The sequence below is a fragment of the Longimicrobium sp. genome (assembly GCF_036399255.1).
Lineage (GTDB): Bacteria > Gemmatimonadota > Gemmatimonadetes > Longimicrobiales > Longimicrobiaceae > Longimicrobium.
The window spans coordinates 1-24,089 of sequence record NZ_DASWNM010000166.1; the positions used below are offsets into that span (position 1 = coordinate 1).

Genomic DNA, 24,089 nt, shown 5'->3' on the forward strand with positions numbered 1-24,089 from the left:
CGAGGATACGAGCTGCGTAGCGGTCGATGAGCATGGCAGTTTTCGCGAGCAGGTGAACAGGGTAAACACCATGCAACGAAACTCTGCCATGTCAAGCCCAACTCGTGTTTGGTTCCGGCTACGCCGGGTTAGGGAATAGGGAACAGGGAATAGGGAATAGGGAATAGCGGGCAAAAGAACAGGACGCCCGCGGCCGCTTGTGTTTTACCGAACGCCGACGGCCCGCGAAGGCCGTGAGGGCGTTCGCGGGCAGGCTCCGTCAGTATCGATTGGAAAACAGGCTGATCGATCGATGGGCACCGGGAGGGTAGAGGAGCCCGCGATCCGTTCGCAGGCTATTCCCTATTCCCTGTTCCCTATTCCCTGCTTTACGCGCGGCAGGCGCAGACGCTGCACGACAGCGTCTCGGGATAGATCATCAGCCGCTCCATGGGAATGGCGCCGCCGCAGCAGTTGCAGGAGCCGTACGTGCCCTCTTCCAGGCGGCGCAGCGCGGCCACGATCTGCTCCAGCTGCGCCTGCTCGCGCGCGGCCAGCGTCTTGGTGAGCCCCTGGCTCTGCAGCGCCTCGACGCGCGACAGCCGGCCCACGGTGTCCTGCTCCAGGTCGCGCGGACGCACGGCGAGCCCGTTGGCCTTCATGCTGCGCTCCAGCCTGGTGAGGCTGCGCAGGAGCTCGTCCCGGATCATGTCCCGCTGCTCGGACGCGAGCGGCTGCTGCACTGCGGTGGTCATGCGTTGGTCCTTCCGTTAACGGAGTTCTGTGGGGTTTTGCTCGCGAAGCGGGGCCGGCGCAACACGCTGCGTCCGGCCAGGGTCCGAATCGTCGGGTGAAAAGCGGATTTTCGTGCTACGGGCGGGCCAGCTGCCCCAGGGGGCGCGTGCTCCAGGTGCACACCCGGCCAGGGGTGCGTGCGGCGGCGGCGGTCATGCGACGGAAAGGGGACGATGGATGCGGGCGCGCGTCACACGCGCTCCAGGAACACGTCGAACACCCCGCCGCACACGGCGGGGCTCCACGAAAAAAGGTCTTCCGTAAGGTCAATGCGCAGCAGCCGCGGCCGGCCGGTGGCGATCACGTCGGCGGCGGCCTCGATGACCTCGGCCTCGCCGCACCCGCCGCCCACCGTGCCGGTAAGCCCCCGCTCGGGATCCACCAGCATCTTGCTGCCGATTCCCCGCGGCGTGGAGCCGCGCGAGCGCACGATGGTCGCCAGCACCGCCGGCCTTCCCTCGCGCGCCGCCTGCTCCGCCGCCGCAAACACCGCCAGGTCTTCGCTCATCCAGCCTCTTCCGTCAGTCCGGCGAGACGGCGGCGCGGATCACCGCGATCCGCCCGTTCTTCCCGCGACATCTGTTCCATCGCCGCCACACCGATCCGCCCCGTTCCACCGCCGGGCGGGGATGCGGATGCGGCACATCGTCTTATGTCAAATCACTGAACGAATGATGCCGGCCGTGCCGGACGGCAACCCCGTCCCGGGCGGCCTCGGCTCACCGGCGGCCCCTGCTCACCCCGTCCGCACAATGCGCGGCGGCTCCGGCGGCGGCACGTCGGGCAGGCGATCGGCGATGGCGGCGACCTCTTCCGCATCGCGCCACATCGCGGCGAGCATGGCCAGCTCGCCGTCCAGGGCGCGGCGCTCCTGCTCCTCGTGCACGGCCATCTCCAGCGCCAGCGCACCGCGGTGGTTCAGCACGGCGGTGTCGTCCACGCGGTCCAGCCGCACGAACCCGCCGCGGCTGAGCGGAAGCCGCTCCCCCGCCACCCAGCCCACGAACTCCGCGGGCGAAGGGAACCCCTCCAGCAGCCCCACCGCCTCCAGCACCTGCGGGCGCCGGGTGTGCGCGCGGTTCACCAGCGTCACGGCCTTGGCCAGCAGCACGTCCGCTTCCCGCCCCCCCACCACCAGCGTAACGGGCGCGCGGCGAATGCGCCGCACCGCCTCGCCCTCCGGATGCGCATCCAGCCCGTACGGAAACTGCAGCTCCACGCCGCCCCGTCCGTCGGGGGCCAGGGTAGCCGTCTCCAGGTGCCAGCGGCGGATGAGGAGCCCATCCGCGCCCAGCCGGTGCATCACCCGCCTGCCGCGGATGGACCGGGCGGAGCCGCTGAACACCTCGTCGAAGAGGCCGAATCCCGGTACGGCCCGGACCGCCCCCCGCGCCGCGTCCGCCGCGGCGTCCCGCACCCCGCGCAGCCACCGGGGGGCGCCGGACTGGCCGCCGTAGCGCCACACCGCCCGCTCGGCGGCCAGCGCCCGCCCAATGCGCACCAGCCGCGTCCCGTCCCGCAGCTTCGCCACGCCGATGTTCTCGCGCTGCGCCCGCAGGCGCGTGTCGCGAAACAGGCGCTCGGCCTCCTCGATGGCCTCCCAGCGCTCCTCCAGCGGCGCCAGGTTCCATCGCGCGCACCCCGGGCACACCGCCCACAGCCGCCCCTTGGCCGCGTCGAACGCCAGGCTGCGCCCCACGGGAAAGCGCTCGATGGAATCATTGGATCCCAGGCCGGCCGTGCAGAAGATGCAGCTGCGATACATGGACGGTACGATACTCAGAGGGCTGAACGATGGCGTGGAGCGCACCCCATCACCCCTTCACCCCTTCACCAACCGCGGCGGCTCGGGCGCGGGAAGGTCGGGAAGCCGGTCGGCGATGGAGGCGATCTCTTCCGCCTCGCGCCACATCGATTCCAGCATCGCCAGCTCGCCCTGCAGCGCCCGCCGCTCCGTCTCTTCGTGCAGCGCCATCTCCAGCGCCAGCGCGACCGCCCAGTCCGACCGCGGCTCGTCCTCAGGATCGAACATGGCGTCGAACTTGGTGTCCAGCGGCGCGCCCCTGGTATCGCCCCCCGTCAGCAGCAGCCGGCGCCGCGCCACCGTGCGCACGAACTCTTCGGGAGACCCCGCCAGCTGCATGCGCCGCAGCGCCATCTGCACCCCCGCGGCCGACGCGCCGCTCGCGTTGACGTGCACCATCGCGCGGCCCATGACGGGGAGGGCGGCATCGCCCCGCAGCACCAGGGGAACCTTGCGGACCTGGCCGGCGCGGCGCGGATCGGGCACGTCCACGGCGCGCGGAAAGTTGAGCGCGATCCCCAGCCCGTCGTCCGGATCGCTGAGCCAGGCCCCGGTCACGTCCTCGCCGCGCAGCCGCACCTGCGTTTGCACGCCGCCCACCTCGGCCTCCACCCGCCCCACCGGGCGCAGGCCCCGGGCGCGGCGGGCCAGGTATCGGTAGCCGTTGTACAGGTTGACCCCGCCCACGAAGCCGATGGAGGTCGCCGCGACCCCCGCGGCCAGGATGCCGATCCCGGCCGCCGCCGCCACGCCGCCGTACCACAGCGCCCGCCGCTGCCGCCGCGCCAGCTGCTCCCCGTAGCGCCACGCCGCCATCTCTCCCGGCAGCGCCTGGCCCACGCGGATGAGCCGCGTCCCATCCGCCAGCTTCGCCAGCCCCACGTTCTCGCTCTGCGCCCGCAGGCGCGTGTCGCGGAACAGGCGCTCGGCGTCCTCGATGGCCTCCCAGCGCTCCTCGATCGGCGCCAGGTTCCACCGCGCGCACTTCGGGCAGACGGCCCACAGCCGCCCCTTCGCCGCGTCGAAGGCCAGGCTGCGCCCCACGGGAAAGCGTTCGATCGACTCGTTCGATCCCAGCGCCGCCGAGCAGAAGATGCAGCTGCCGTACATAAACGGTACGATGATCAGAAGGCCGGACGATGGCGTGGAGCGCGTCCCATCACCCCATCACCCCATCACCCCATCACCCCATCACCCCTTCACCCCTTCACCCCTTCACCCCTTCACCCCTTCACCCCTTCACCAACCGCGGCGGCTCGGGCGCGGGAACGTCCGGCAAGCGGTCGGCGATGTCAGCGATCTGCTCCGCATCGCGCCACATCGCCTCGAGCATCGCCAACTCGCCTTCGAGCGCCCGCCGCTCCGTCTCATCGTGCAGCGCCATCTCCAGGGCCAGCGACCGCGCCCGGCGCATCCGGGCGGGGAGCTCCGGGTCCATCAGGGGCTCGCGGCGCCCGGCGACGCGCTGGAGATAGCCGGACGCCGTGCCGTCCGCCTCCAGCAGGTCCACCGCCTCGTCGACCTGCGCTCGCCTGGCTCCGCTGCCGTTGACGTGAATCATCGCGCGCCACAGCACGGATTCAGCGTCCGGCCCAACGAACCGCCGCTCGTTGGGAACCCAGTCGATTCCCACTCCATCGTGCTGCATCACGTGCATGGAGACCACCAGCTCCAGGCCCTGCGGCGTCGATGAAAGCCGTGCCGCGCGAAAGTCACGCGTGGTCAGCCGCACGTCCTGGCCCGGGAGCAGCTTGCCGGGCTTGAACCGATGCATCTGCCCGCCGGCCAGGTGGCTGCGCCAGCTCAACCCGGCCTGGATGAGCGGGGCAACGGTGCCGAAGGCGATCAGGGCAGAACCCGTGACACCGGCCGTGGCGATCATCAGGCCCGCGGTGGTCAGCATGAACCTGCGCCGCCGCCGGCCCAGCTCGCTTCCGTACCGCCACACCGCCAGCTCGCCCGGAAGCGCCTGGCCGATGCGGATCAGCCGCGTCCCATCCCGCAGCTTCGCCAGTCCGATGTTCTCGCTCTGCGCGCGCAGGCGCGTGTCGCGGAAGATGCGCTCGGCGTCCTCCACCGCCTCCCAGCGCTCTTCGATAGGCGCCAGGTTCCATCGCGCGCACTTGGGGCAGACGGCCCACAGCCGCCCCTTCGCCGCATCGAACGCCAGGGTGCGCCCCACGGGAAAGCGCTCGATGGATTCGTTCGATCCCAGCGCCGCCGAGCAGAAGATGCAGCTGCCGTACATCGTCAGCTCGCCGCACCCAGCCGGGGCGGCTCCGGGTCCATGTCCGGCAGCGCGTCGGCGATCCCGGCGATCTCCTCCGCCTGGCGCCACGCCGCCTCCAGGGCGGCCAGCTCACCCTGCATGGCGTCACGCTCCAGCTCGTCGTGCACCGCCATCTCCATGGCCAGCATGTGCACCTTCCGCAGCCGGCCGTCCAGCGCGGGATCCTGGATCAGCACGCGGTCGGCGGCGGCACGGCGCAGAAACCTGTCGGCAGACCCGCTGGCGGTGAGCAGATTCACCGCGCTCTCCACCTGGCCAGGCGCCGCTCCGCTGGCGTTCAGGGCCACCATCCCCCGGCGCAGCAACGCCCGCCCGTGCTCCGCGTCCAGCACCAGCAGTTCGTCGTTCCCGGCGCCCAGGCCGAGGAGGTGATCGCCGGGCTGCACCTTCAGCTCCACGCTTACCTCACCCCCGAAGGTGAACGCGAAGCGGGCCCGTGCCAGATCGGCCGCGTCCACGTCCAGACCCGAGTACGGCAGAAGCGAGCGCGACTGCAGCCGCGGGCGTGACTCCGCTACCAGCAGCAGGGCATTGGAAAGGAGCAGGAACGTCGCCGCCCCCGCCACGAAGCCCGTGGCAACCGACGCGATGGCGGCCACGGGCACCCCCGCCGCCACCCCCACCACGGCAGCGTGCATCGCGCGCCGGCGCAGCAGCTTTCGGCCGTAGCGCCATACCGCCAGCTCGCGCGGCAGCGCCTGCCCCACGCGAACCAGCCGCGTCCCGTCACGCAGCTTCGCCAGGCCCACGTTCTCGTTCTGCACGCGCAGGCGGGTGTCGCAAAACAGCCGCTCGGCGTCCTCCACCGCCTCCCAGCGCTCTTCGATGGGCGCCAGGTTCCACCGCGCGCACTTCGGGCAGACAGCCCACAGCCGCCCCTTCGCCGCATCGAACGCCAGGGTGCGCCCCACGGGAAAGCGCTCGATGGATTCGTTCGATCCCAGCGCGGCCGAGCAGAAGATGCAGCTGCGGTACATAAACGGTTCGATGATCAGAGGGCAGAACGATGGCGTCGAGCGCGTCCCATCACCCCTTCACCCCTTCACCCCTTCACCAACCGCGGCGGCTGGGGCGCGGGCACGTCCGGCAGCCGGTCGGCGATGGCGGCGATCTCCTCCGCCTCGCGCCACATCGCCTCCAGCATCGCCAGCTCGCCATCGAGCGCGCGCCGCTCCGTCTCTTCGTTCAGCGCCATCTCCAGCGCGCGCAGTGCGGCACCGGTGAGTCGCTCCGGCGGCGCCAGGGGGCCGCCCAGCAGTCCGCCGCGCTGCGCCAGGGTGCGGATGTACGCCTCGGCCGAGGGGGCCTGCAGCACCAGCCCCACCGCGACCTTCATCTCCCACGAGTCGGCGCCGTCGTGGTTCAGAATGGGCATGGCGCGGGCGAGCACCGTCCGGGCAGCCTGGCCGCGGAACTCGGCGAACGCGCGCGCAGCGCCCGTCCCGGGTAGCGGAACCCGCACCAGCAGCGTGCCGTCGCCGGCCTCGGAGAACCGCGTGCCCTCCAGCACGGGCCGCGGCAGCACGAGCGGCGCGCCCGTGGGCGACAAGCTGGCGGGGACCCACTGCTCGCGCAGCCGCGCGCGGTCCGGACCGGAGCGCATCGCCTCCGCCACCCACGCCACCAGGCGGTCGGCGCCGGGAAGCCAGAATCCCAGCGTGTCCAGCGTCATCCGCCAGCGGTGCCGCAACTGGTGCCGCCGCATGAGCCCACGCCCGTAGCGCCACGCCGCCAGCTCGCGGGGGAGTGCCTGGCCCACGCGGACCAGCCGTGTCCCGTCCAGCAGCTTCGCCACACCCACGTTCTCGCTCTGCGCCCGCAGGCGCGTGTCGCGGAACAGGCGCTCGGCGTCCTCGATGGCCTCCCAGCGCTCCTCGATCGGCGCCAGGTTCCACCGCGCGCACTTCGGGCAGACGGCCCACAGCCGCCCCCGCGCCGCGTCGAACGCCAAGCTGCGCCCCACGGGAAAGCGCTCGATCGACTCGTTCGATCCCAGCGCCGCCGAGCAGAAGATGCAGCTGCCGTACATAAGCGGTACGATGATCAGAAGGCCGGACGATCGCGTCGAGCGCGTCCCATCACCCCTTCACCCCTTCACCAACCGCGGCGGCTCCGGCGCGGGCACGTCCGGCAGCCGGTCGGCGATGCCGGCGATAGCTTCGGCGTCGCGCCACATCCCTTCCAACATGGCCAGCTCACCCTCCAGCACGCGCCGCTCCGTGTCTTCATGCAGCGCCATCTCCAGCGCCAGCGCGAGCATCCGGTCACCCCCCGGGGCCTGGGAGCGCCCGAACTTGCGGCGCGGGGCCTGCCCGGGTTGCCGCGTGGCCTCTCCGGTCAGCATCAGCTCCTGGCGGGCGAACTCGCGGACGAACTCCCCAGGACTGCCCACCCTCTGCATCCGCTGGAGCGCCATTCGCACCTCGCCCGGCGAGGCGCCACGCGCGTTGACCTGTACCATCCCGCGGCCCAGGACTCCCAGCGCGGTGTCGCCGCGCAATACGAGGCTTACGTCGAGTGTGTGGCCCCGGAGGCGTGGATGGGGCACCTGTACGTCCTGGTGCACGTTCAACGCGATCCCGCACCCGTCGTCGGGGTCGCTGAGCCACGCGCCCTTCATGTGCGCAGCCCGCAGGCGCGCCGTGGTGCGTACGCCCTCGACCTCCGCATCCACCCGTCCCACCACGCGTTTGCCGGGCGCGGCCTCCACCAGGTGCTTGTAGACCTCGAAGAGGACCGACGAACCCACCATCCCGATCACCGGGAAAGCGAGGCCAGCGCCCACATATACGACGAGCCCTCCCGCCGCCACCGCGGGCCCGTACCACAGCGCCCGGCGCTTGCGCTTCACCAGCTGGCGTCCGTAGCGCCATGCCGCCAGCTCGCCCGCCAGCGCCTCTCCCACGCGCACCAGCCGGGTGCCGTCCCGCAGCTTCGCCAAGCCGATGTTCTCACTCTGCACCCTCGTGCGAGTGCCGCGAAACAGCCGCTCGGCGTCTTCGATGGCCTCCCAGCGCTCCTCGATGGGCGCCAGGTTCCACCGCGCGCACTTGGGGCAGACGGCCCACAGCCGCCCCTTCGCCGCGTCGAACGCCAGGCTGCGCCCCACGGGAAAGCGCTCGATCGACTCGTTCGATCCCAGCGCCGCAGAGCAGAAGATGCAGCTGCCGTACATAGACAGTACGATGATCAGAGGGCCGAACGATCGCGTCGAGCACGTCCCATCACCCGTTCACCCGTTCACCCCATCACCCCTTCACCCGTTCACCAACCGCGGCGGCTCGGGCGCGGGCAGGTCCGGCAGCGCGTCGGCGATGGCGGCGATCTCCTCCGCCTGCCGCCACATGGCCTCCAGGGCGGCCAGCTCGCCGTCCATCGCCCGGCGCTCCTGCTCCTCGTGCAGCGCCATCTCCAGCGCGCGCAGGCCGGTGGGGGTCAGCTTCTTCGTCCCCTGCGCCCTGGGCCCGCCCAGCATCCCGCGGTTCCTGGCGACGGTGCGGATGTACGCCTCCGCGGACGGGGCTTCGGCCAGCACCTCTACCGCCGCCTTCACCTCGCCCTTGCTGGCGCCGTCGCGGTTCAGCTTGGGGAGCGCGCGGGCCAGCACGGAGCGCGCGGCATCGTCCCGGAACTCGGCGCAGGCGTCCCAGCGCACCGGATCGTGCAGCCGTACCCGGAACAGCAGCGCGCCGTCCTCGCCGCGGTCCAGGTGCCCGTCCTGCACGGCCCCCAGGGGCAGCACCAGCGGGCGCCCGGTGGGCGACAGGCTGGCCGGCACCCGGTGCTCGCGCATCCGCCCCCGGTCCTTCCACCCGAACCGCACTGCGTCCACGATCCGGTCGATCCCCGGCACGGGAAGGCCCAGGAAGGGAATGCCGACGAGCAGCGCCAGCGCGTCCATCGCCAGCCGCTCGCGGCGGCGGCTCAGGAACTGGCTTCCGTAGCGCCACGCCGCCAGCTCGCCGGGGAGCGCCCTGCCCACGCGGATGAGCCGCGTGCCGTCCGGCAGCTTTGCCAGCCCCACGTTCTCGCTCTGCACCCGCAGGCGCGCGTCGCGAAACAGGCGCTCGGCCTCTTCGTTGGCCTCCCAGCGCTCCTCGATCGGCGCCAGGTTCCACCGCGTACACCGGTCGCAGACCGCCCACAGCCGCCCCTTCTCCCCGTCGAACGCCAGGCTGCGCCCCACGGGAAAGCGCTCGATCGAGTCGTTGGATCCCAGCGCGGCCGAGCAGAAGATGCAGCTGCGGTACATGTGCGATCGATGATCAGAGGGCTGAACGATTGCGTCGCTCGCGTCCCTTCACCCGTTCACCCGTTCACCCCTTCACCCGCTCACCAGCCGCGGCGGCTCGGGCGCGGGAACGTCCGGCAGCGAGTCCGCGATCTCGGCGATCTCCTCCGCCTGGCGCCACGCGGCCTCCAGCGCGCCCAGCTCGCCCTGCATGGCGCGGCGCTCCGACTCGTCGTGCAGCGCCATCTCCAGCGCCAGCGCGCCCACGGGCGTAAGCTGCTGCTTCTCCATCCCCGGGCGCTTGCCCAGCACGCCCCCGCGCGCCGCCGCCTGCCGCAGGTACTCGTCGGCGGAGCGCGCGTGCTCGATCAGGCGCACGGCGTCGCTCACCCGGTCGCGCGAGGCGCCCTTCATGTTCACCGTGACCATCGCCCGGCTCAGCACCAGCCGCGCCTGCTCGCCGGGAAGCATGAGCTCCGTCCCCGCGCCGTACTTCGCCCGCCCCCAGCCGTCCGTCTTGCGCTTTTCGCGGTCCACGTCCGGGATGCGCAGGGCGATCTCGCCGCCGTCCGCCTGCTCCAGCCGCGCGCCCTGCACGTGCCAGCGGCGGATGTCCAGCGGCTGCCCGCTGGGCGAAAGAAGGGCGGGGACGCGGTGGATGACCTTGCGCGACTGCCGCTCCTCCCACCCCTGGGCAAAGATGCTCCAGAACCCGCCCAACCCGCCGCCCACGCCCAGCGCCATCACCCCGCCCACCACCGCCAGCCCCGCGGCCGCCGTCGCCGCGCCCACGATGAGGTACTGGCGGCGCCGCCGCACCAGCTGGTCGCCGTAGCGCCACGCGGCCAGCTCGCCGGCCATGGCGTCGCCCACGCGGATGAGCCGGGTGCCGTCAGGGAGCTTGCACAGGCCGATGTTCTCGCTCTGCACCCGCAGCCGCGAGTCGCGAAAGCGCTTTTCCGCCTCTTCAACCGCCTCCCAGCGCTCTTCCAGCGGGGCCAGGTTCCACCGCCCGCAGCGCCGGCAGACGGCCCACAGCCGCCCCTTCCACGCGTCGAAGGCGATGCTGCGCCCCACCGGGAACGCCTCCACCGCCTCGTTGGCGCCCAGGTCGCCGGAGCAGAAGATGCACGTGCGATACATGGGATGTGTGAGTGCCTGGGCCGAGGATCAAGTGCCTAGTGCCTAGTGCCGAGATCAAGTGCCGAGTGCCTGGTGCCTGGGATCGAGTGTCTGGTGCATGCGCCGGGTGCGAATCGGGCACTCGGCACTCGATACGTGGCACTAGGTCCCCGGCTTGATCCAGCGCTCCGCCACACGCTCCACGTCGCGCAGGGGGCGCCCCGTGCCGCCGCGCCGCGCCAGCACCAGCTCCGCGCAGACGGCGACCGCGATCTCCTCGGGCGTCTCGGCGTTCACGTCCAGCCCGATGGGCGCGTGCACGGCCCGCAGCCGCGCGTCGTCGATGCCGTCGCGGGCCAGCTGCTCCAGCGCGGCCCGGGTGCGCCGCCGGCTGCCGATCATCCCCACGTACGCCGGCAGCTCCGGTCGATGGAGGACGTCGCGCAGCGCCTCGAAGTCGTACTTGTGGCCGCGCGTCACCAGCACCAGGTACGTGCGCCCCGTGATGCGCAGCCCGCGGAACGGGTCGTCGAAGCGCGCCGGCCGCACCTCGGCGGCCTCGGGAAAGCGCTCGCGGGTGGCGAACTCGGGACGGTCGTCCAGCACCGTCACCCGAAAGCCCAGCATGGCGCCGATGCGGCAGAGCGGCCGCGCCACATGCCCCGCGCCCACGATCACCAGCTCCGGCGGCGCCCGGTGCGGCTCGGCGTACAGCGTGCACCGCGTTCCGTCCGCCTCCACCGTCCGCGGCCCCGCCGGCCCGTCCTCCGCCAGGACGCCCTGAGCCATACGGACGGCGGCCTCGTCGAGATTCGCGCGGCCCAGGGTGCCGGCGGCGCGCTCGGCCCACACGCACATCCGCGCGCCGGGGGGGACGGCGGGATCGTCGCAGTCCAGCACCGTGAGCCCAACGACAGGGGCGCCGCCCTCCAGCGCCTCGCGGGCGTGGTGGACGGCGTCCGCCAGGCTCAGTCTTTCAATCACGCGCGTCGGGATTCGGGATCGGGTGCGGTGGATCGGTCACGCGCGGTGCGCCAGCGCCGGTACTCGTCCGGCGTGTCGAGGTCCGTGGGAAGCGCGTCCACCGGCACCTCCGCCAGCTCCGCCGCGTGCGCGTGGACCACGGTGCGCGCGCCCTGCGGCAGCTCCGGCCGCATCAGCTCGGCAAAGACGCGGCGGGCAAAGAGCACCGGGTGGCCGTGGCGCCCGCCGCGCGCGGGAAGCGCCACCGGGGCGCCGGTGCGAACGAAGGCGTCGATCACCGCACGGACGAGCGCGCCGGAGACGTCGGGAACGTCCACCGGCGCGACCACGGCCGCCTCCGCCTCACCGGGAAGCGCCGCCAGCCCGATCCGCAGCGAGTCCGCCTGCTCCGACTGCACCGCCGGGTTCACGGCGACCTCCGCACCCATCCCCGCCGCGTCCCTGGCGATCAGCCGCGCCGTGTCGTCGTCCGGCGGGCCGGTGACGACCACCACGTACGCGCAGCCGCCTTCCTGAAGCGCGCGTATGGCGCGCTGCAAGAAGGTCTCGTCTCCCGCGGACAGCATGGCCTTGGGCTCGCCCATCCGGCGCGAGCGGCCGGCGGCCAGCACGATTCCGCAAATCATCGGGAGAAGACGCGGCGGGTCGCCGCAGGGCAGGTACGAGCGTTCGAACGAAGCATCCGCGGATGGAGTATGGCACCAACGGTTCGCGCCGTCAACCGTCTGGAGTCAAATGCGTTGCGGCGGATGAGCGGCACTCAGCCGCGTAAAAGGTTTGGAGATGGAAAGGCGATGGCGAATGGATTCGCTGCAACGACCACACGAAGTCCGCCTTCGCGGACAGGCGGCTCGTCGGTATGGATGAGTGCCTGCCACGTGGCTGGCTGAGGGAAGCGGCCAATGTCGTGGACCGGCCGAAGCGCGATCGAATTCTCCCCTTTCTCCCGCTCCGCGGGGAGAGAGGGGCCGGGGGAGAGGGGGCCCCGTCTGGCGCCAGTTCGACGTGATTCGCCGAGCCTAGATCCCAGCCCCACGCCAACCTCCCCCAGCAGTTTTGGGGGAGGTGGGCGAGTAATGCGAGCCCGGAGGGGGCGCCCCGCGGATGCCGGTCGAAACTTCCCCGCGTCCCATGGGGGATGGAGAATGACATTGAGCCGGCCGAGGCCTTGTTTTGCGCCACGGCGCGGAGCATGCAAATGGAAGCCGATCCAGGGATGCTGTTTACAACGATCACGACCCTTTCCGGAGGATGAGATGGCACGCAAGCGCGAGCTGATCGAGCCCAACCCGGGCGACAAGCGCTACGTCCGGCGCGACGAGAACGGCCGCTTTACCAAGGACCAGGTAGACGTGGGCCGCTCGCTGGCCGCCGACCGGCGCCAGCACGCCAAGACCAAGGCCGCCCCCGGCCAGGGCGACAAGGGCGACCGCTAGGCCCGGCAGATGCTCGGCGGGAAAGCGCCGCGGCGAATGATTCGCCGCGGCGCTTTTCGATGCCATCATTCAGCCGCGCGGCGACACGCCTGCGGCTTGCCAACAAGCCCGGCTCACGAGCCGCGGATCCACGGTCACGGATCGACAGCGCGTCCAGGATCGTCCCGCCCGCTGCCGATCAGCCGCGGCAGGCCGGGCGTTTTCCCTGACTCGACAACTGGCTTGACAATTAGCTCGACAACTGCTTAGCTATTGGCAAGCTTGGTTGGCAAGTTCACCAGGGCATACGCGGATGACGTCTGACGAGCTGCGGGATCTGCTGGAACAGCTTCAGCGCCAGGGAACCGAGCTGACCAACGTAGAAGCCAAACGCGCACGTGACGGCATTCCGCGCCGCATATGGGAAACCCTCTCGGCGTTCGCGAACACGCCGGGCGGCGGCGTGCTCCTTCTGGGCGTGGACGGGCAGCAGGGCTTTGCGCCGACCGGCGTTTCGGACGCCGCAAAGGTGCAGGCGGACCTGGGAGCCGTGGCGGCGGACCAGATGGAGCCGCCACTGCGCCCTCTGCTGCAGGTGTTCGAGATCGATGGCGCCGCGGTCGTGGTGGCGGAGGTTCCGGAGCTGCCCGCCAGTGCAAAGCCATGCTACTACCAGGGCGCCGGGCTGCCCAACGGAGCGTTCATCCGCGTGGGCGACGGCGACCGCAAGCTCACTCCCTACGAGGTCCAGGCCCTGTTCGAGGCGCGAGGCCAGCCCCGCCACGACGTGGAGCCCGTCGAGGGCACCTCGCCGGACGACCTGGATCCCGAGCTGCTGGGGGGACTGCTGCGCCGGCTGCGAGCGCGGGAGAGCGGCCCGTACCGGAGCTGGACCGACGAGCAGGTGCTGCGCGCGCTGAAGGTGCTGGTGCCCGGCGCGGACGGAAAGCTGGCCGTCTCGCTGCAGGGATGGACGTGCTTCGCCCCGTACCCGCAGGAGCGATTCCCCAACCTGTGCGTCACCTTTCTGCGGTACCCCGGCACCGATGCCGGCAAGCCCGGCCCCAACGGCGAGCGCTTTCTCGACAACGTAAAGGTCGAGGGGCCGGTACCCGTGATGGTGGTGGAAACGCTTCGGGTCATCAAGCGGAACATGCAGCGCCGGGGCATCGTCCAGGGGCTGTTTCGCGAAGACCTGTGGGAATATCCCGAGATGGTGCTGCGCGAAGCGCTGGTAAACGCGCTGGGGCACCGCGACCTTTCGGCCCAGGCGCGCGGCAGCCAGGTGCAGGTGCACATGTTCCCCGACCGCATCGAGTTCCAGAGCCCGGGGGGCCTCTTCGGGCCCATTCAGCCGGACCAGCTGGGTGAACCCGGCGTGCAGTCTTCGCGCAACGCGTTCTTGATGAAGGTGCTCGAAGACCTGCCACCGCCCGGCGACACTCGCCCCCTGTGCGAAAACCGCGGCACAGGCCTCACCGCTATGATCGAGCAGCTGCGCCGGGCGGGAATGTCGCCGCCGCGGTTCGACGTACCCCTCACCCGGTTCCGGGTGGTGCTGCCGAACCACACCCTGTACGACGAAGCAACACTGCGCTGGCTGCAGGAGCTCGCACGCGGCGAGCCCGTCTCGGAAGCGCAGCGGCAGGCGCTCGCGTTCGTGCGGCACAACGGCAGCATGACCAACGGGGACTACTGCCGCGTAACCGGAAGTGACTCGCGCGTAGCCACCCGCGAGCTCAACGAGATGATGGACCGCGGCCTGCTGGAGCGGACGGGGGTGGGAAGATGGTCGACCTACGCCGTTGCCGATCACGCGGAACCGCGCACCAGCCCGCGGCGGCGAAGAGACCGTGCCGACGAGATCGTAGACCTGCTTGGCGCAGAGCCACTGACGGCGCGCCAGATCGCCGCGAAGCTCGGACTGTCCGCCTCCGGGGTTCGCTACTGGCTTTCGCGTCTGCGGCGGGCTGGACGCGTGCAATCCAGCGCCCGCACACCGACTTCGCCCGAGAACCGGTACTCGGCAGTGCCGGCTGATCAATCAGCTTGACAGCGGCTTGCCAATTGGCAAGCTGCTGTCAAGCCAACTGGCAAGCGCCTGTCGAGCAAGCTGGCGAGCCTTTCCCCGATGCAGCGGCCAGCCTCGTTGGATTACACAGTGCAATCAGCGCAATCAGCGCCCGGTGGCACTTCATCCAGCGGCGGCTGGCAACCTGCTCAACCGTGCTTCCGTGGAGCGAGCGAGGCTGGCTCGACAACTGCTTGCCAACTGTCGAGCTGTTGGCAAGCCGACTGTCAAGCTGATTGGCGAGTGCCGGCGTGCTCCGTCGGCAGGCACCCCATCAGCACCGAACGCGTGTTCGAAACGGGGCGGACGCTCCGTTGACCCTCCGGAGGGCGCGGGTTAAGTTGCAAGGCTGGTCAAACCCGCGCGGCGCGTGCACTTCCGGCAGGTGCGGCGCTCCGTTCATCCCTCCCACAGCGGCCCGATGAAGGACCTTCTCACCCTCACCGTAAACGGCGACACCCACGAGGTCGCGGTGCCCACCCACTGGAGCGTGCTCGAGACGCTGCGCTACGCCGTGCAGCTTACCGGCAGCAAGCAGGGGTGCGACAAGGGCGACTGCGGCGCGTGCACGGTGTGGCTGGACGGCGTTCCCACGCTGTCATGCATCACCCCCGTCTACGAGGCGGTGGGGCGCGAGGTGCGCACGGTGGAGGGGCTGGTGGGGCTCCGCACGCCCGTGGGCGTGGCGCACCCGCTGCAGGACGCCTTCGACGTGTGCGGCGCGGCGCAGTGCGGGTTCTGCACGCCGGGGATTTTGATGAGCGCGGCGGCGCTGCTGGAAGAGAACACCGCCCCCACCCGCGACGAGATCAAGGACGCGCTGAGCGGCAACCTGTGCCGCTGCACCGGCTACACCAAGATCCTGGACGCGGTGGAGCTGGCGGCGGAGCGCATGCGCCAGACGACGGAGGTGCCGGCATGAGCGCGGATCGGCAGGAGTTCGAGAGCGCCCGCGGCGGCGTTCCCCTGGACGAGCCCGAAGTCGCGGAGCGCGGCACGCCCGTCGTGGACCACGCCGAATCGCACGCCGGCGAGCCGGTGGGCGAGCGGGTAAAGCTGTACGGCGACCGCGAGGAAAAGGCGAAGCCGCTGAACGTCCTCGGCACCCGCCAGCGCAAGACGGACGGGCTGGAAAAGAGCACCGGCCGCGCGCGCTACACCGACGACATGACCCTGCCGGGGATGCTGCACGCCAAGATCCTGCGCTCCCCGCATCCGCACGCCCGCATCGTCTCCATCGACGCCTCCGCCGCGCTGGCGCTCCCGGGCGTGCACGCCGTCGTGACCGGCGCCGAGATGCCCATCCCCTTCGGCATCATCGTCTGGACGCCGGACGAGAACGCGCTGGCGGTCGACAAGGCGCGCTACATCGGCGACGCGGTGGCGGCGGTGGCGGCCGTGGACGAGGACACGGCCAACCGCGCCGTGGAGCTGATCCAGGTGGAGTACGAGGTGCTGGAGGCGATCCTCGACCCCTTCGAGGCCGCGCGCCGCACCGACGTGCAGATCCACGAGGCCAAGAAGGCCGGGCACAACGGCAACATCAGCAAGATCGTCAAGCTGGACTTCGGCGAGGTGGAGCGCGGGCTGGCGGAATCGGACGTAGTGATCGAGGGCGAGTACTACTTCGAAGGCACCACGCACGTCCCCATCGAGCCGCACTGCGCCATCGGGATGTGGGAAGCGGGCGGCGCGCCGGGTGGGCGGCTGACGGTGTGGTCCAGCACGCAGGTGCCGCACTACCTGCACCGCGAGCTGGCCAAGGTGCTTGAGCTGGATGCGGCCAAGGTGCGCGTGGTCCAGCCGCACGTGGGCGGCGGCTTTGGCGGCAAGAGCGAGCCGTTCGACCTGGAGTTCTGCGTCGCGAAGCTGGCGATGAAGACGGGGCGGCCGGTGAAGTGCCTCTACACGCGCGAAGAGGTGTTCTACGCCCACCGCGGGCGCCACCCGTTCCACATGAAGTACCGCGTGGGCGCCACCGCGGACGGCAAGCTGAAGGCGGTGGACGCAAAGACGCTGCTGGACGGCGGCGCGTACTCGTCGTTCGGCCTGGTGACCACGTACTACAGCGGGCAGCTGCTGGCGGCGCCGTACGAGATTCCCGCGTACCGCTTCGACAGCACGCGCGTCTTTACCAACAAGCCGGCGTGCGGGCCCAAGCGCGGCCACGGCAGCGTTCAGCCGCGCTTTGCCTTCGAGGTCACGCTCGACAAGCTGGCCCAGCGGCTCGACATCGACCCCATCGAGCTGCGGCGCCGCAACTTCATGGGCAGCTTCCGGCGCACGGTGAACGAGCTGCGCGTCACCAGCAACGGCTTCATGGAGTGCCTGGACGCGGTGGAGCGCGCCAGCGGGTGGAAGGAGCGGCGCGGCAAGCTGGGGTACGGCCGCGGCCTGGGCGTCGCGGGGTCGTGCTACATCTCGGGGACGAATTATCCCATCTATCCCAACCGGATGCCGCAGTCCGCCGTGCAGCTGCAGGTGGACCGCTCCGGGCGCGTGGCCGTCTTCTCCGGCGCGTCGGACATCGGGCAGGGCTCGACCTCGCTCGTCGCCTACATCGTCTGCGAGGAGCTGGGGGTGCCGCTGGACTACGTGCGCGTGCTGCCGTCGGATACGGACTTTACGCCGGTGGACCTGGGCGCCTACTCGTCGCGCGTCACCTTCATGCTGGGCAACGCCTGCGTGGACGCGGCCCGCAAGCTCAAGGCGATGGTGCAGGAGGCGGTGGCCGAGGAGTGGGAGATCAAGCCCGCCCGCGTCCTGCTGGCCGGCGGCCGGGCCATGGACGGGCAGGACACGGGGCGGTCGATGACCATCGTCGAGGCGTTCAACCTGGCCGAGGCGAAGTTCGGCACGCTGGGCACGGTGGGGTCGTACAACACGCCTCGCGACGTCCACGGCGAGTACCGCGGCGGCACCATCGGCGCGTCGCCAGCCTACTCCTTTACCGCGCACGTGGCGGAGGTCGAGGTGGATGCCGAGACGGGGTTCGTGGAGGTGAAGAGCATCTGGGTGGCGCACGACTGCGGACGCGCGCTCAACCCCATGATCGTCGAGGGGCAGATGGAGGGCTCGGCGTACATGGGCTTCGCCGAGGCGCTGATGGAGCAGCACATCTTCAAGGACGCGGACCACGGCCGCGCCGGGCTGCACAACGCGCCGTCGCTGCTGGACTACCGCATCCCCACGTCGCTGGACACGCCGGAGCTGCGGTCGCTGATCGTGGAAAGCATCGACCCCGAGGGCCCGTACGGCGCCAAGGAGGCCGGCGAGGGCCCGCTGCACCCCTCGATCCCCGCCATCGCCAACGCCATCTACGACGCGGTGGGGGTGCGGATGGACTCGCTTCCCTTCTCGCCGCCGCGCATGTGGCGTGCGCTGCAGGACCAGGCCGCGCGCCAGCACGAGCCCGAGCGCATCGCCGCGGACTGAGGCACCGATGCGCGGACTGCGCCGCCGCCTCCGCTTTCTGGCGATCGCCACGGTGATTGTGGGGGCGGGGCAGTGCGTGACGGGTGGCACCACCTACCGGCCGTCTGTGCACCCGCTCGGCTGGAACGCGCGCGGCGAGCTGCTTTTCATCCACCAGGAAGAGACCGGCGGCTACGACTGGCGCGAGTATGCGTGCGGCGGCTCCGGGGTGTACGCGCTGCGGCGGGGGAATCCGCGTCCGGCGCTGACCGGGCGCGCGTGGTGCGGTACGGCGGGCGGAGTGGCGCACACCACGTTTACCCTGTCGAGCGATGCCCGCCGCCTGTTCGCCGTCCCACAGTACGACAGGGGCGATTGCGGGAATCTGCGGGCACTGGACCTGGAACGGGGACGCTGGTCGCAGCTCTACCGTACGTGCGTCACGAACCTGGCCGAGGTGGCGGTGTCGCCGGACGGGCGCGCGTTCGTCGGCTACCGCACGTGCAGCAAGCGTTGGGGTGGAGGCGAACCGCCGCAGGTTCGGCCGCCCGGGTGCGTGGCGCCGCCAGACGGGCGAATGCGCCTGTTCGCCGCGTCCGGCTCGGGTGAGCGCCCCATCGGCCGCCCCGGACACCGTGATCCGGTGTGGTCGCCCGACGGACGCGCACTCCTTCTCCGCGGGCAAGCCGACACCATCGTCCACCTGGAGCTGGCCACCGGCGCGGAGCGGGTGGTCGCGCACGGCAGCGACCCGGCCTGGAGCGCGGACGGGCGGTGGATCGCCTTCATCGGCGACGACCATGCGTCCCGCAGGCCACGCGTCTCGTTGCGGATCATCCGCGTGAACGGCGGCGGCGAGCGGACGGTGTTCGCCCACGCGTACGGCCGGACGTGGAACCTCGAGACGCGGGCCAACGGGATCCCCGAGTCTCCTCTCTGGTCGCCCGACGGCCGCCGCATCGTCTTTGCGCGCACCACAACCGTGGCCATTCACTCTGGATGGTGAATGCCGACGGAACCGGCCTGCGCCGCCTCACCCGGCCTATCGACGCGGGGGGTTAGAGCGTGCGGAGTGTCACTTCCATTCCACTGTTTACTTCGTTAACTTGTCGCTGGCGTCAAGGGTCGCCGCCCACTGACACCTCACGCCGACACCACACCGGAGGCTGTATGAACATCGCACCCCTGGGCCGTGAGGCGACGCTTGAGGATCTCTGGGAATTCGAAGGCCCTGCCGAGCTCATCGACGGGGAGATCGTTCCGATGACCGGGACACAATTCGGTCCCGGAAACGCCGCGTTCACGATCCGGCTCAGTCTGCACATTCACGGGCAGGCGTACGGCGGCGGCTTCGCGATCAGCGAGAGCGTTACGTTCGTCATGGAGACGCCGCGCACGCAGGCGTTTCACCCGGACGTTGCGTGGTTCGTGGGCCGGGTGCAGGACAACGAGATCGTGCGCGGCGCCCCTGCTCTGGCCGTGGAAATCCGCAGTAACGGTGACTATGGTCCTGCCGCCGAGCGCAAAATGAGGCTGAAGCGCGGCCATTACTTCGCGGCGGGCACGCTGGTGGTGTGGGACGTAGATGTGTTGCGCGAGGGCTGGATTCGTGCCCATCACGCTGCCGATCCCGAGAACCCGGTCGTCTTCCACCGCGGAGAGATCGCGGACGCGGAGCCGGCGGTGCCCGGCTGGCGCTTTCCGGTAGACGAGTTGTTCCGCTGATGGACAGCACCCTGGCGTCGGTGCTCAAGGTCTTCGAAGAGGAAAACTGGATCTGGGAGCCGGGCCAGATCATCACCGTCCCGCTCGGCCGGCCGGCGACCCTCGACGACCTGAGGCTGACGAAGCACAAGGCGGAGATCGTCAACGGGAGATGCTGGTTACCGGCCCCTCCGGTGGCGGGCCGGCGATCGCCATGGGGAACCTCGTCTTCAGCCTCCACATGCACAAGGAGCGGCACGGCGGTGGAACCGTGTACACGTCGCGCCTCATGTATCTCCTGGACCTTCCCCATCGCAGGTCGATCAGTCCCGATGTAAGCTGGTACACGGGACCGCGTGCCAGCCCCGGCTATCCTGTTGGAGCACCCGTCTTCGCCGTGGAGGTGCGCGACTGGATCGATCACGGCGACGAGGCGGAGCGGCGGATGGCGGCGAAGCGGGCCGACTACTTCGCGGCGGGGACGCAGGTGGTGTGGGACGTAGACGTGCTGCGCGAAAACCTGATCCGCGCGTACCGGGCGAACCATCCGCAACACGCGGTGGTATACCGCCGCGGCGAAGTGGCCGACGCCGAGCCGGCGGTGCCCGGATGGCGCTTTGCCGTAGACGAGCTGTTCGACTGACGCGCGGCGCCTCCCCGGCGCCGCCCCCTCCGGAGGTGGCGATGCACCCCCGTTTCCGCCCCACCCACGTCCTCACGATCCTCTTCGTCCTGCTGGCCTGCGCGGCGCTGGCCACGCCGGCGGCGGCGCAGCACTGCTGGCCCAGCAGCGTGGCGCTGCTGGTGCGCGACGAGCAGGGCGCGCTGATCCATCCCCGCGAGCTGGACGGCTACACCTGGACGCCCGAGCGCCCGGACTCCGCCGACATGGGCTTCGGCGTGCGGCGGCTGGGCCGGAGCTCGCTGGCGCCGGCGGGGACGCACGCCTTGCTGTGGTGGGGGCGGGGCGACTGCCGCGTGCACCTGGACGAGGTGGTGCTCACCCGTGGAGGCCACGTGATGCGGCTGCGGCTGAACCTGCGCGTGGACACGGACGCGAGGCCCGGGCCCTCCGAGTACGTCATCGACACGCCGCCCTTTCAGCCGGGCACCTGGGCGCTGACGCCGCCGCTGCCGCCCGGCGGGCTGCAAGGCGCCGCGCCGGTGACGGCGGACCGATGGCGTCGTCTTCCGGAAGGGGTGGATTGACGCCTCCGGCGCTCCTCGTCCCTCCATCGCCGTATCGGCCGGCTCCGCCTGATCCCCAATCCTGCAACAGCCGGCCAGCTCCGGCAACAATCGTCTCGCACAGAGGAGGCAGAGTCTGCTTCCTCTGCGTGAGACAATCTTTTTGCGGATCCGTAGGAGGCCTGTTGCGCGGGTCCCCGCCCTGACGGGGACTGAAGATCCGTCGCAGCAGGCGCGAACAAACGCACGGAGGGCCGCTTGCGGTGGCGGAGCGGATGCGGCACTTTCGCACGAGCACTTCATCCCCCGCCCCCTGCATGATGCGCCTACCGCTCTTTCCCATCCCCGTGGTGCTTTTTCCGGGCGCGCCGATGCCGCTGCACATCTTCGAGCCGCGGTACCGGCAGATGGTGGCGCACGCGGTGGAGGGAAACGAGCAGTTCGGGCTCATCTACCACGACCCCGACCGCCACGGCCCGTTCAGCATGGAGAACGGCGGGGTGGGGTGCGTGGCGCGCATCCTCAAGTTCCAGCCGCTCCCCGACGGCCGCTCGCTCATCCTGTGCCGCGGGCTGGAGCGCTTTCGCATCGAGGACGGCATCGAGAGCGGCACCGCGTACTTCGAGGCCCTGACCCAGCCGTACGACGACGAAAAGGAGGACAAGCGCGGCCTGGTCCCCCGCCGCCGCCGCTCCATCGACCTCTTCTACCGGGTGCTGGACGAGGTGGTGCGCTACAAGCAGCCGTTCCCCGAGATCGATCCCTACGCCGAGACGGGGTTCCAGATCGCGCAGGCCATCCGCATCGACCCCGCGTGGCAGCAGGAGCTGCTGGAGACGCGCCGCGAGCGCGAGCGGCTTTCGCTGCTGGACGACCTGCTGCGCGCGGTGCTGGATTCCGGCAGCGTGGGCGACCCTCCGCAGAACCCGTTCGGCGGCTGATCCCGGATCCGGCGAAAGATCCCGAGCTCACACGGAGGGGCACGAAGGCAGGCAGTCCCGCTCATACCCCGGGAAAAACAAATCAAGCGTACAGATCATTCTTTTTCGGGATCTTACGCCGCGCTTCCAGCCGGGTCTATGACCCTCCGGACCTCCATCCGCCCGCCGGGTGTATCCGCCGGCACCGCCACACATTTCCCCCGCTCTTCCCCGCCACGCCAGATGAACCGCATTCCCCGCCTGGGTGCCGCGCTGCTGCTGCCGCTTGCGGCCGCGTGCTCCGACCTGTTCATGGAGAGCGAGCGCATTCCCACCTCGCTGGAGCTGTCCTCCTCCCGGGTCACCACGGTGCAGGGAGAGCGCGTGGAGATCGGCGTGACCGTGCTGGACCAGGTGGGCCAGCCGTTCGAGCGGCTGCCGGGCTGGGCCGCGCCGCGGTGGACCAGCGAGAACGGCGCGGTGGTGGTGGATGAGGACGGGCTGCTGGCCGCGGAGCCCGGCCAGGCGCACGTGACGGTGCAGGTGGCCGGGCTTGCGGCCACGGCGCGGGTGCGCGTGAACCCGGTGTCGCTGCGGCTGGCCATCGCGTCCATCCAGCTTACCCAGGCGGCCCAGCCCCCGGGCGGAGACGCGCCGCTGGTACAGGGGCGCGCGGCCACCCTGCGCGTGCTTCTGCGGGGCGACCGGCCCAGCTTCTTTGCGCCGGAGGTGCGGGTGAAGGTGTACCACGGCGAGACGCTGGTGCGCACCGTCGGCACCTTTGCCGACGCCGTGCCCACCACGCCCGACCCGCTGCGGCCGGCGGAAAGCTGGAACCTGCACATCCCCGCGGAGCTGGTGGTGCCGGGGATGCGCGTGCTGGTGGAGGCGGACCCCGAGGGCACGGTTCCCCTCGCGCCGGGGAGCGCCGCCGTGTACCCGGGCTCCGGCGTGCCGCTGGCGGTGGACGTGCGCCCGGTGCCGCCGTTCCACATCAGCCTGGTGCCCGTACACCAGGCCGGCGGCGGCACCACGGGCGGCGTGAACGGCGCGAACCTGCAGCAGTTCATGGAGCCGCTGGCGGACATGTTCCCGGTGGCCCAGGTGCACGCGGAGGTGCACGCGCCGTACACCACCTCGCTGGTGGTGGAGGGGGACGCATGGAGCCAGCTGCTGCGCGAGATCTACGCGCTGCGGACGGCGGAGGGCTCGCACAGCTACTACTACGGCGTGGTGCGGCGCGGCTTTCAGGGGCTCACGGGGCTCGCCTTTCTGGGGCAGCCGGCGGCGGTGGGGTGGGACCAGCTCCCCGACGCCGCGCAGACGCTGGCCCACGAGCTGGGGCACACCTTCGACCGGCGCCACGCGCCGTGCGGGGGCGCGGGCGGGGTGGACCCGGCGTTCCCCACCCCCGACGCCAGCCTGGACGTTCCCGGCTGGAACGTGCGCACCGGCCAGCTGATGGCGCCGCACGCCAGCTCGGACCTGATGTCGTACTGCGCGCCGGAGTGGATCACGCACTACACCTGGCGCAGCATCCTGGACTTTCGGCAGGTGCACGACTGGGCGCGGGTCCCCCGGCCGGCCGCGCCGGAGCCGGTGCTGCTGGTGTGGGGAAGCATCCGCGACGGCGAGGTGGTGCTGGAGCCCGCGTTCGAGCTGACGGCGCCCGCCCGCCTGCCGGAGCGGCCCGGCCCCTACGCGCTGGAGGCGCGGGACGCGGCCGGGGCCACGCTCTATTCCCTTGCCTTCGACGCGATGGAGGTGATGGACGGCGCGCCGGGCGAGCGCCACTTCGCCTTCGCCATCCCCCGCCGCGCGCTGCGGCTGGACCGGGCCGCGTCGCTGCACCTGCGCGCGGCCGGGGCACAGGCGGCCCGCCTCTCTCCCGCGCCGGCGGCGGGGCGGCTGCAGGCGGCCGCGCCCCGCGTCTCCGTCCAGCGCGGGGGCACGGGGGGCGTGGCGCTGCGCTGGGAGCCGGCGCGGCACCCCATGGTGCTGGTGCGCGATCCCGCGACCGGCCAGGTGCTCAGCTTTGCCCGCGGCGGACGCGTGGAGGTGCGGACGGACGCGGCCGAGCTGGACCTGCTGCTTTCCGACGGCGTGCGCACCACCGCCCACAGGGTGAGGGTCCGGTGAGCGCGCGCGCGGCGGCCCCCTGCGCCGTCCCCG

Annotated in this window: 22 protein-coding genes; 10 read left to right on the plus strand and 12 right to left on the minus strand. The window is 71.1% G+C overall.

What is annotated here, in order from left to right; genetic code table 11:
- Nucleotides 1-368 precede the first annotated feature (368 nt).
- The 12 genes from VGC13_RS31550 to VGC13_RS31605 form a co-directional block, all read right to left on the minus strand.
- Entirely contained in the window at nucleotides 369-734 is a 366-nt protein-coding gene (locus VGC13_RS31550; protein ID WP_331129335.1) for a TraR/DksA family transcriptional regulator, read from the minus strand.
- Between the two features lie 230 nt (nucleotides 735-964).
- Nucleotides 965-1,282: an XdhC family protein gene (locus VGC13_RS31555; protein WP_331129336.1), complete on the minus strand. Its 318-nt coding sequence runs from the start codon at nucleotides 1,280-1,282 to the stop codon at nucleotides 965-967.
- 228 nt (nucleotides 1,283-1,510) lie between these two features.
- The gene (locus VGC13_RS31560) at nucleotides 1,511-2,539 is read right to left on the minus strand and encodes a hypothetical protein (RefSeq protein WP_331129337.1); all 1,029 of its coding nucleotides are present in this window, start codon (nucleotides 2,537-2,539) and stop codon (nucleotides 1,511-1,513) included.
- A 57-nt stretch (nucleotides 2,540-2,596) separates the two neighbouring features.
- Nucleotides 2,597-3,688: a hypothetical protein gene (locus VGC13_RS31565; protein ID WP_331129338.1), complete on the minus strand. Its 1,092-nt coding sequence runs from the start codon at nucleotides 3,686-3,688 to the stop codon at nucleotides 2,597-2,599.
- A gap of 121 nt (nucleotides 3,689-3,809) precedes the next feature.
- Nucleotides 3,810-4,826, minus strand: a complete 1,017-nt coding sequence (locus VGC13_RS31570; protein ID WP_331129339.1) for a hypothetical protein — start codon at nucleotides 4,824-4,826, stop codon at nucleotides 3,810-3,812.
- Between the two features lie 2 nt (nucleotides 4,827-4,828).
- Complete coding sequence (locus VGC13_RS31575) at nucleotides 4,829-5,845, minus strand: hypothetical protein (RefSeq protein ID WP_331129340.1); 1,017 nt, start codon at nucleotides 5,843-5,845, stop codon at nucleotides 4,829-4,831.
- Nucleotides 5,846-5,910: 65 nt separating this feature from the next.
- The gene (locus VGC13_RS31580) at nucleotides 5,911-6,897 is read right to left on the minus strand and encodes a hypothetical protein (RefSeq protein WP_331129341.1); all 987 of its coding nucleotides are present in this window, start codon (nucleotides 6,895-6,897) and stop codon (nucleotides 5,911-5,913) included.
- A gap of 57 nt (nucleotides 6,898-6,954) precedes the next feature.
- On the minus strand, nucleotides 6,955-8,043 hold the full coding sequence (locus VGC13_RS31585) for a hypothetical protein (RefSeq protein WP_331129342.1): 1,089 nt from the start codon (nucleotides 8,041-8,043) through the stop codon (nucleotides 6,955-6,957).
- Nucleotides 8,044-8,124: 81 nt separating this feature from the next.
- Nucleotides 8,125-9,120 carry a hypothetical protein gene (locus VGC13_RS31590; RefSeq protein ID WP_331129343.1) on the minus strand — a complete coding sequence of 332 codons (996 nt, stop codon included), beginning with the start codon at nucleotides 9,118-9,120 and terminating at the stop codon, nucleotides 8,125-8,127.
- 72 nt (nucleotides 9,121-9,192) lie between these two features.
- Nucleotides 9,193-10,242: a hypothetical protein gene (locus VGC13_RS31595; RefSeq protein WP_331129344.1), complete on the minus strand. Its 1,050-nt coding sequence runs from the start codon at nucleotides 10,240-10,242 to the stop codon at nucleotides 9,193-9,195.
- 141 nt (nucleotides 10,243-10,383) lie between these two features.
- Complete coding sequence (locus tag VGC13_RS31600) at nucleotides 10,384-11,205, minus strand: XdhC/CoxI family protein (RefSeq protein ID WP_331129345.1); 822 nt, start codon at nucleotides 11,203-11,205, stop codon at nucleotides 10,384-10,386.
- Nucleotides 11,202-11,831: a nucleotidyltransferase family protein gene (locus VGC13_RS31605; protein ID WP_331129346.1), complete on the minus strand. Its 630-nt coding sequence runs from the start codon at nucleotides 11,829-11,831 to the stop codon at nucleotides 11,202-11,204. Before VGC13_RS31605 ends, VGC13_RS31600 begins: the two co-directional genes overlap by 4 nt.
- 630 nt (nucleotides 11,832-12,461) lie before the next feature.
- On the opposite strand from VGC13_RS31605, the gene VGC13_RS31610 reads away from it, so the two are divergent.
- From VGC13_RS31610 to VGC13_RS31655, 10 genes are all read left to right on the plus strand, one after another.
- Nucleotides 12,462-12,641, plus strand: coding sequence for a hypothetical protein (locus VGC13_RS31610; protein ID WP_331129347.1), 180 nt, complete (start codon nucleotides 12,462-12,464; stop codon nucleotides 12,639-12,641).
- Nucleotides 12,642-12,933: 292 nt separating this feature from the next.
- Nucleotides 12,934-14,673: an ATP-binding protein gene (locus tag VGC13_RS31615; RefSeq protein ID WP_331129348.1), complete on the plus strand. Its 1,740-nt coding sequence runs from the start codon at nucleotides 12,934-12,936 to the stop codon at nucleotides 14,671-14,673.
- 439 nt (nucleotides 14,674-15,112) lie between these two features.
- Nucleotides 15,113-15,613 carry a (2Fe-2S)-binding protein gene (locus VGC13_RS31620; protein ID WP_331129349.1) on the plus strand — a complete coding sequence of 167 codons (501 nt, stop codon included), beginning with the start codon at nucleotides 15,113-15,115 and terminating at the stop codon, nucleotides 15,611-15,613.
- Entirely contained in the window at nucleotides 15,610-18,126 is a 2,517-nt protein-coding gene (locus tag VGC13_RS31625) for a xanthine dehydrogenase family protein molybdopterin-binding subunit (protein ID WP_331129350.1), read from the plus strand. Before VGC13_RS31620 ends, VGC13_RS31625 begins: the two co-directional genes overlap by 4 nt.
- A 7-nt stretch (nucleotides 18,127-18,133) precedes the next feature.
- Entirely contained in the window at nucleotides 18,134-19,111 is a 978-nt protein-coding gene (locus VGC13_RS31630; RefSeq protein WP_331129351.1) for a hypothetical protein, read from the plus strand.
- A gap of 164 nt (nucleotides 19,112-19,275) precedes the next feature.
- Nucleotides 19,276-19,830, plus strand: coding sequence for a Uma2 family endonuclease (locus VGC13_RS31635; protein WP_331129352.1), 555 nt, complete (start codon nucleotides 19,276-19,278; stop codon nucleotides 19,828-19,830).
- Nucleotides 19,831-19,981: 151 nt separating this feature from the next.
- Nucleotides 19,982-20,452: a Uma2 family endonuclease gene (locus tag VGC13_RS31640; protein WP_331129353.1), complete on the plus strand. Its 471-nt coding sequence runs from the start codon at nucleotides 19,982-19,984 to the stop codon at nucleotides 20,450-20,452.
- 41 nt (nucleotides 20,453-20,493) lie between these two features.
- A complete protein-coding gene (locus VGC13_RS31645; protein WP_331129354.1) occupies nucleotides 20,494-21,018 on the plus strand; it encodes a hypothetical protein in 525 nt (174 codons plus the stop codon).
- Nucleotides 21,019-21,314: 296 nt separating this feature from the next.
- Nucleotides 21,315-21,938 (plus strand): LON peptidase substrate-binding domain-containing protein, encoded by a 624-nt coding sequence (locus VGC13_RS31650; RefSeq protein WP_331129355.1) that lies wholly within the window; start codon nucleotides 21,315-21,317, stop codon nucleotides 21,936-21,938.
- Nucleotides 21,939-22,160: 222 nt separating this feature from the next.
- The gene (locus VGC13_RS31655; protein ID WP_331129356.1) at nucleotides 22,161-24,056 is read left to right on the plus strand and encodes a hypothetical protein; all 1,896 of its coding nucleotides are present in this window, start codon (nucleotides 22,161-22,163) and stop codon (nucleotides 24,054-24,056) included.
- Nucleotides 24,057-24,089: the final 33 nt, after the last annotated feature.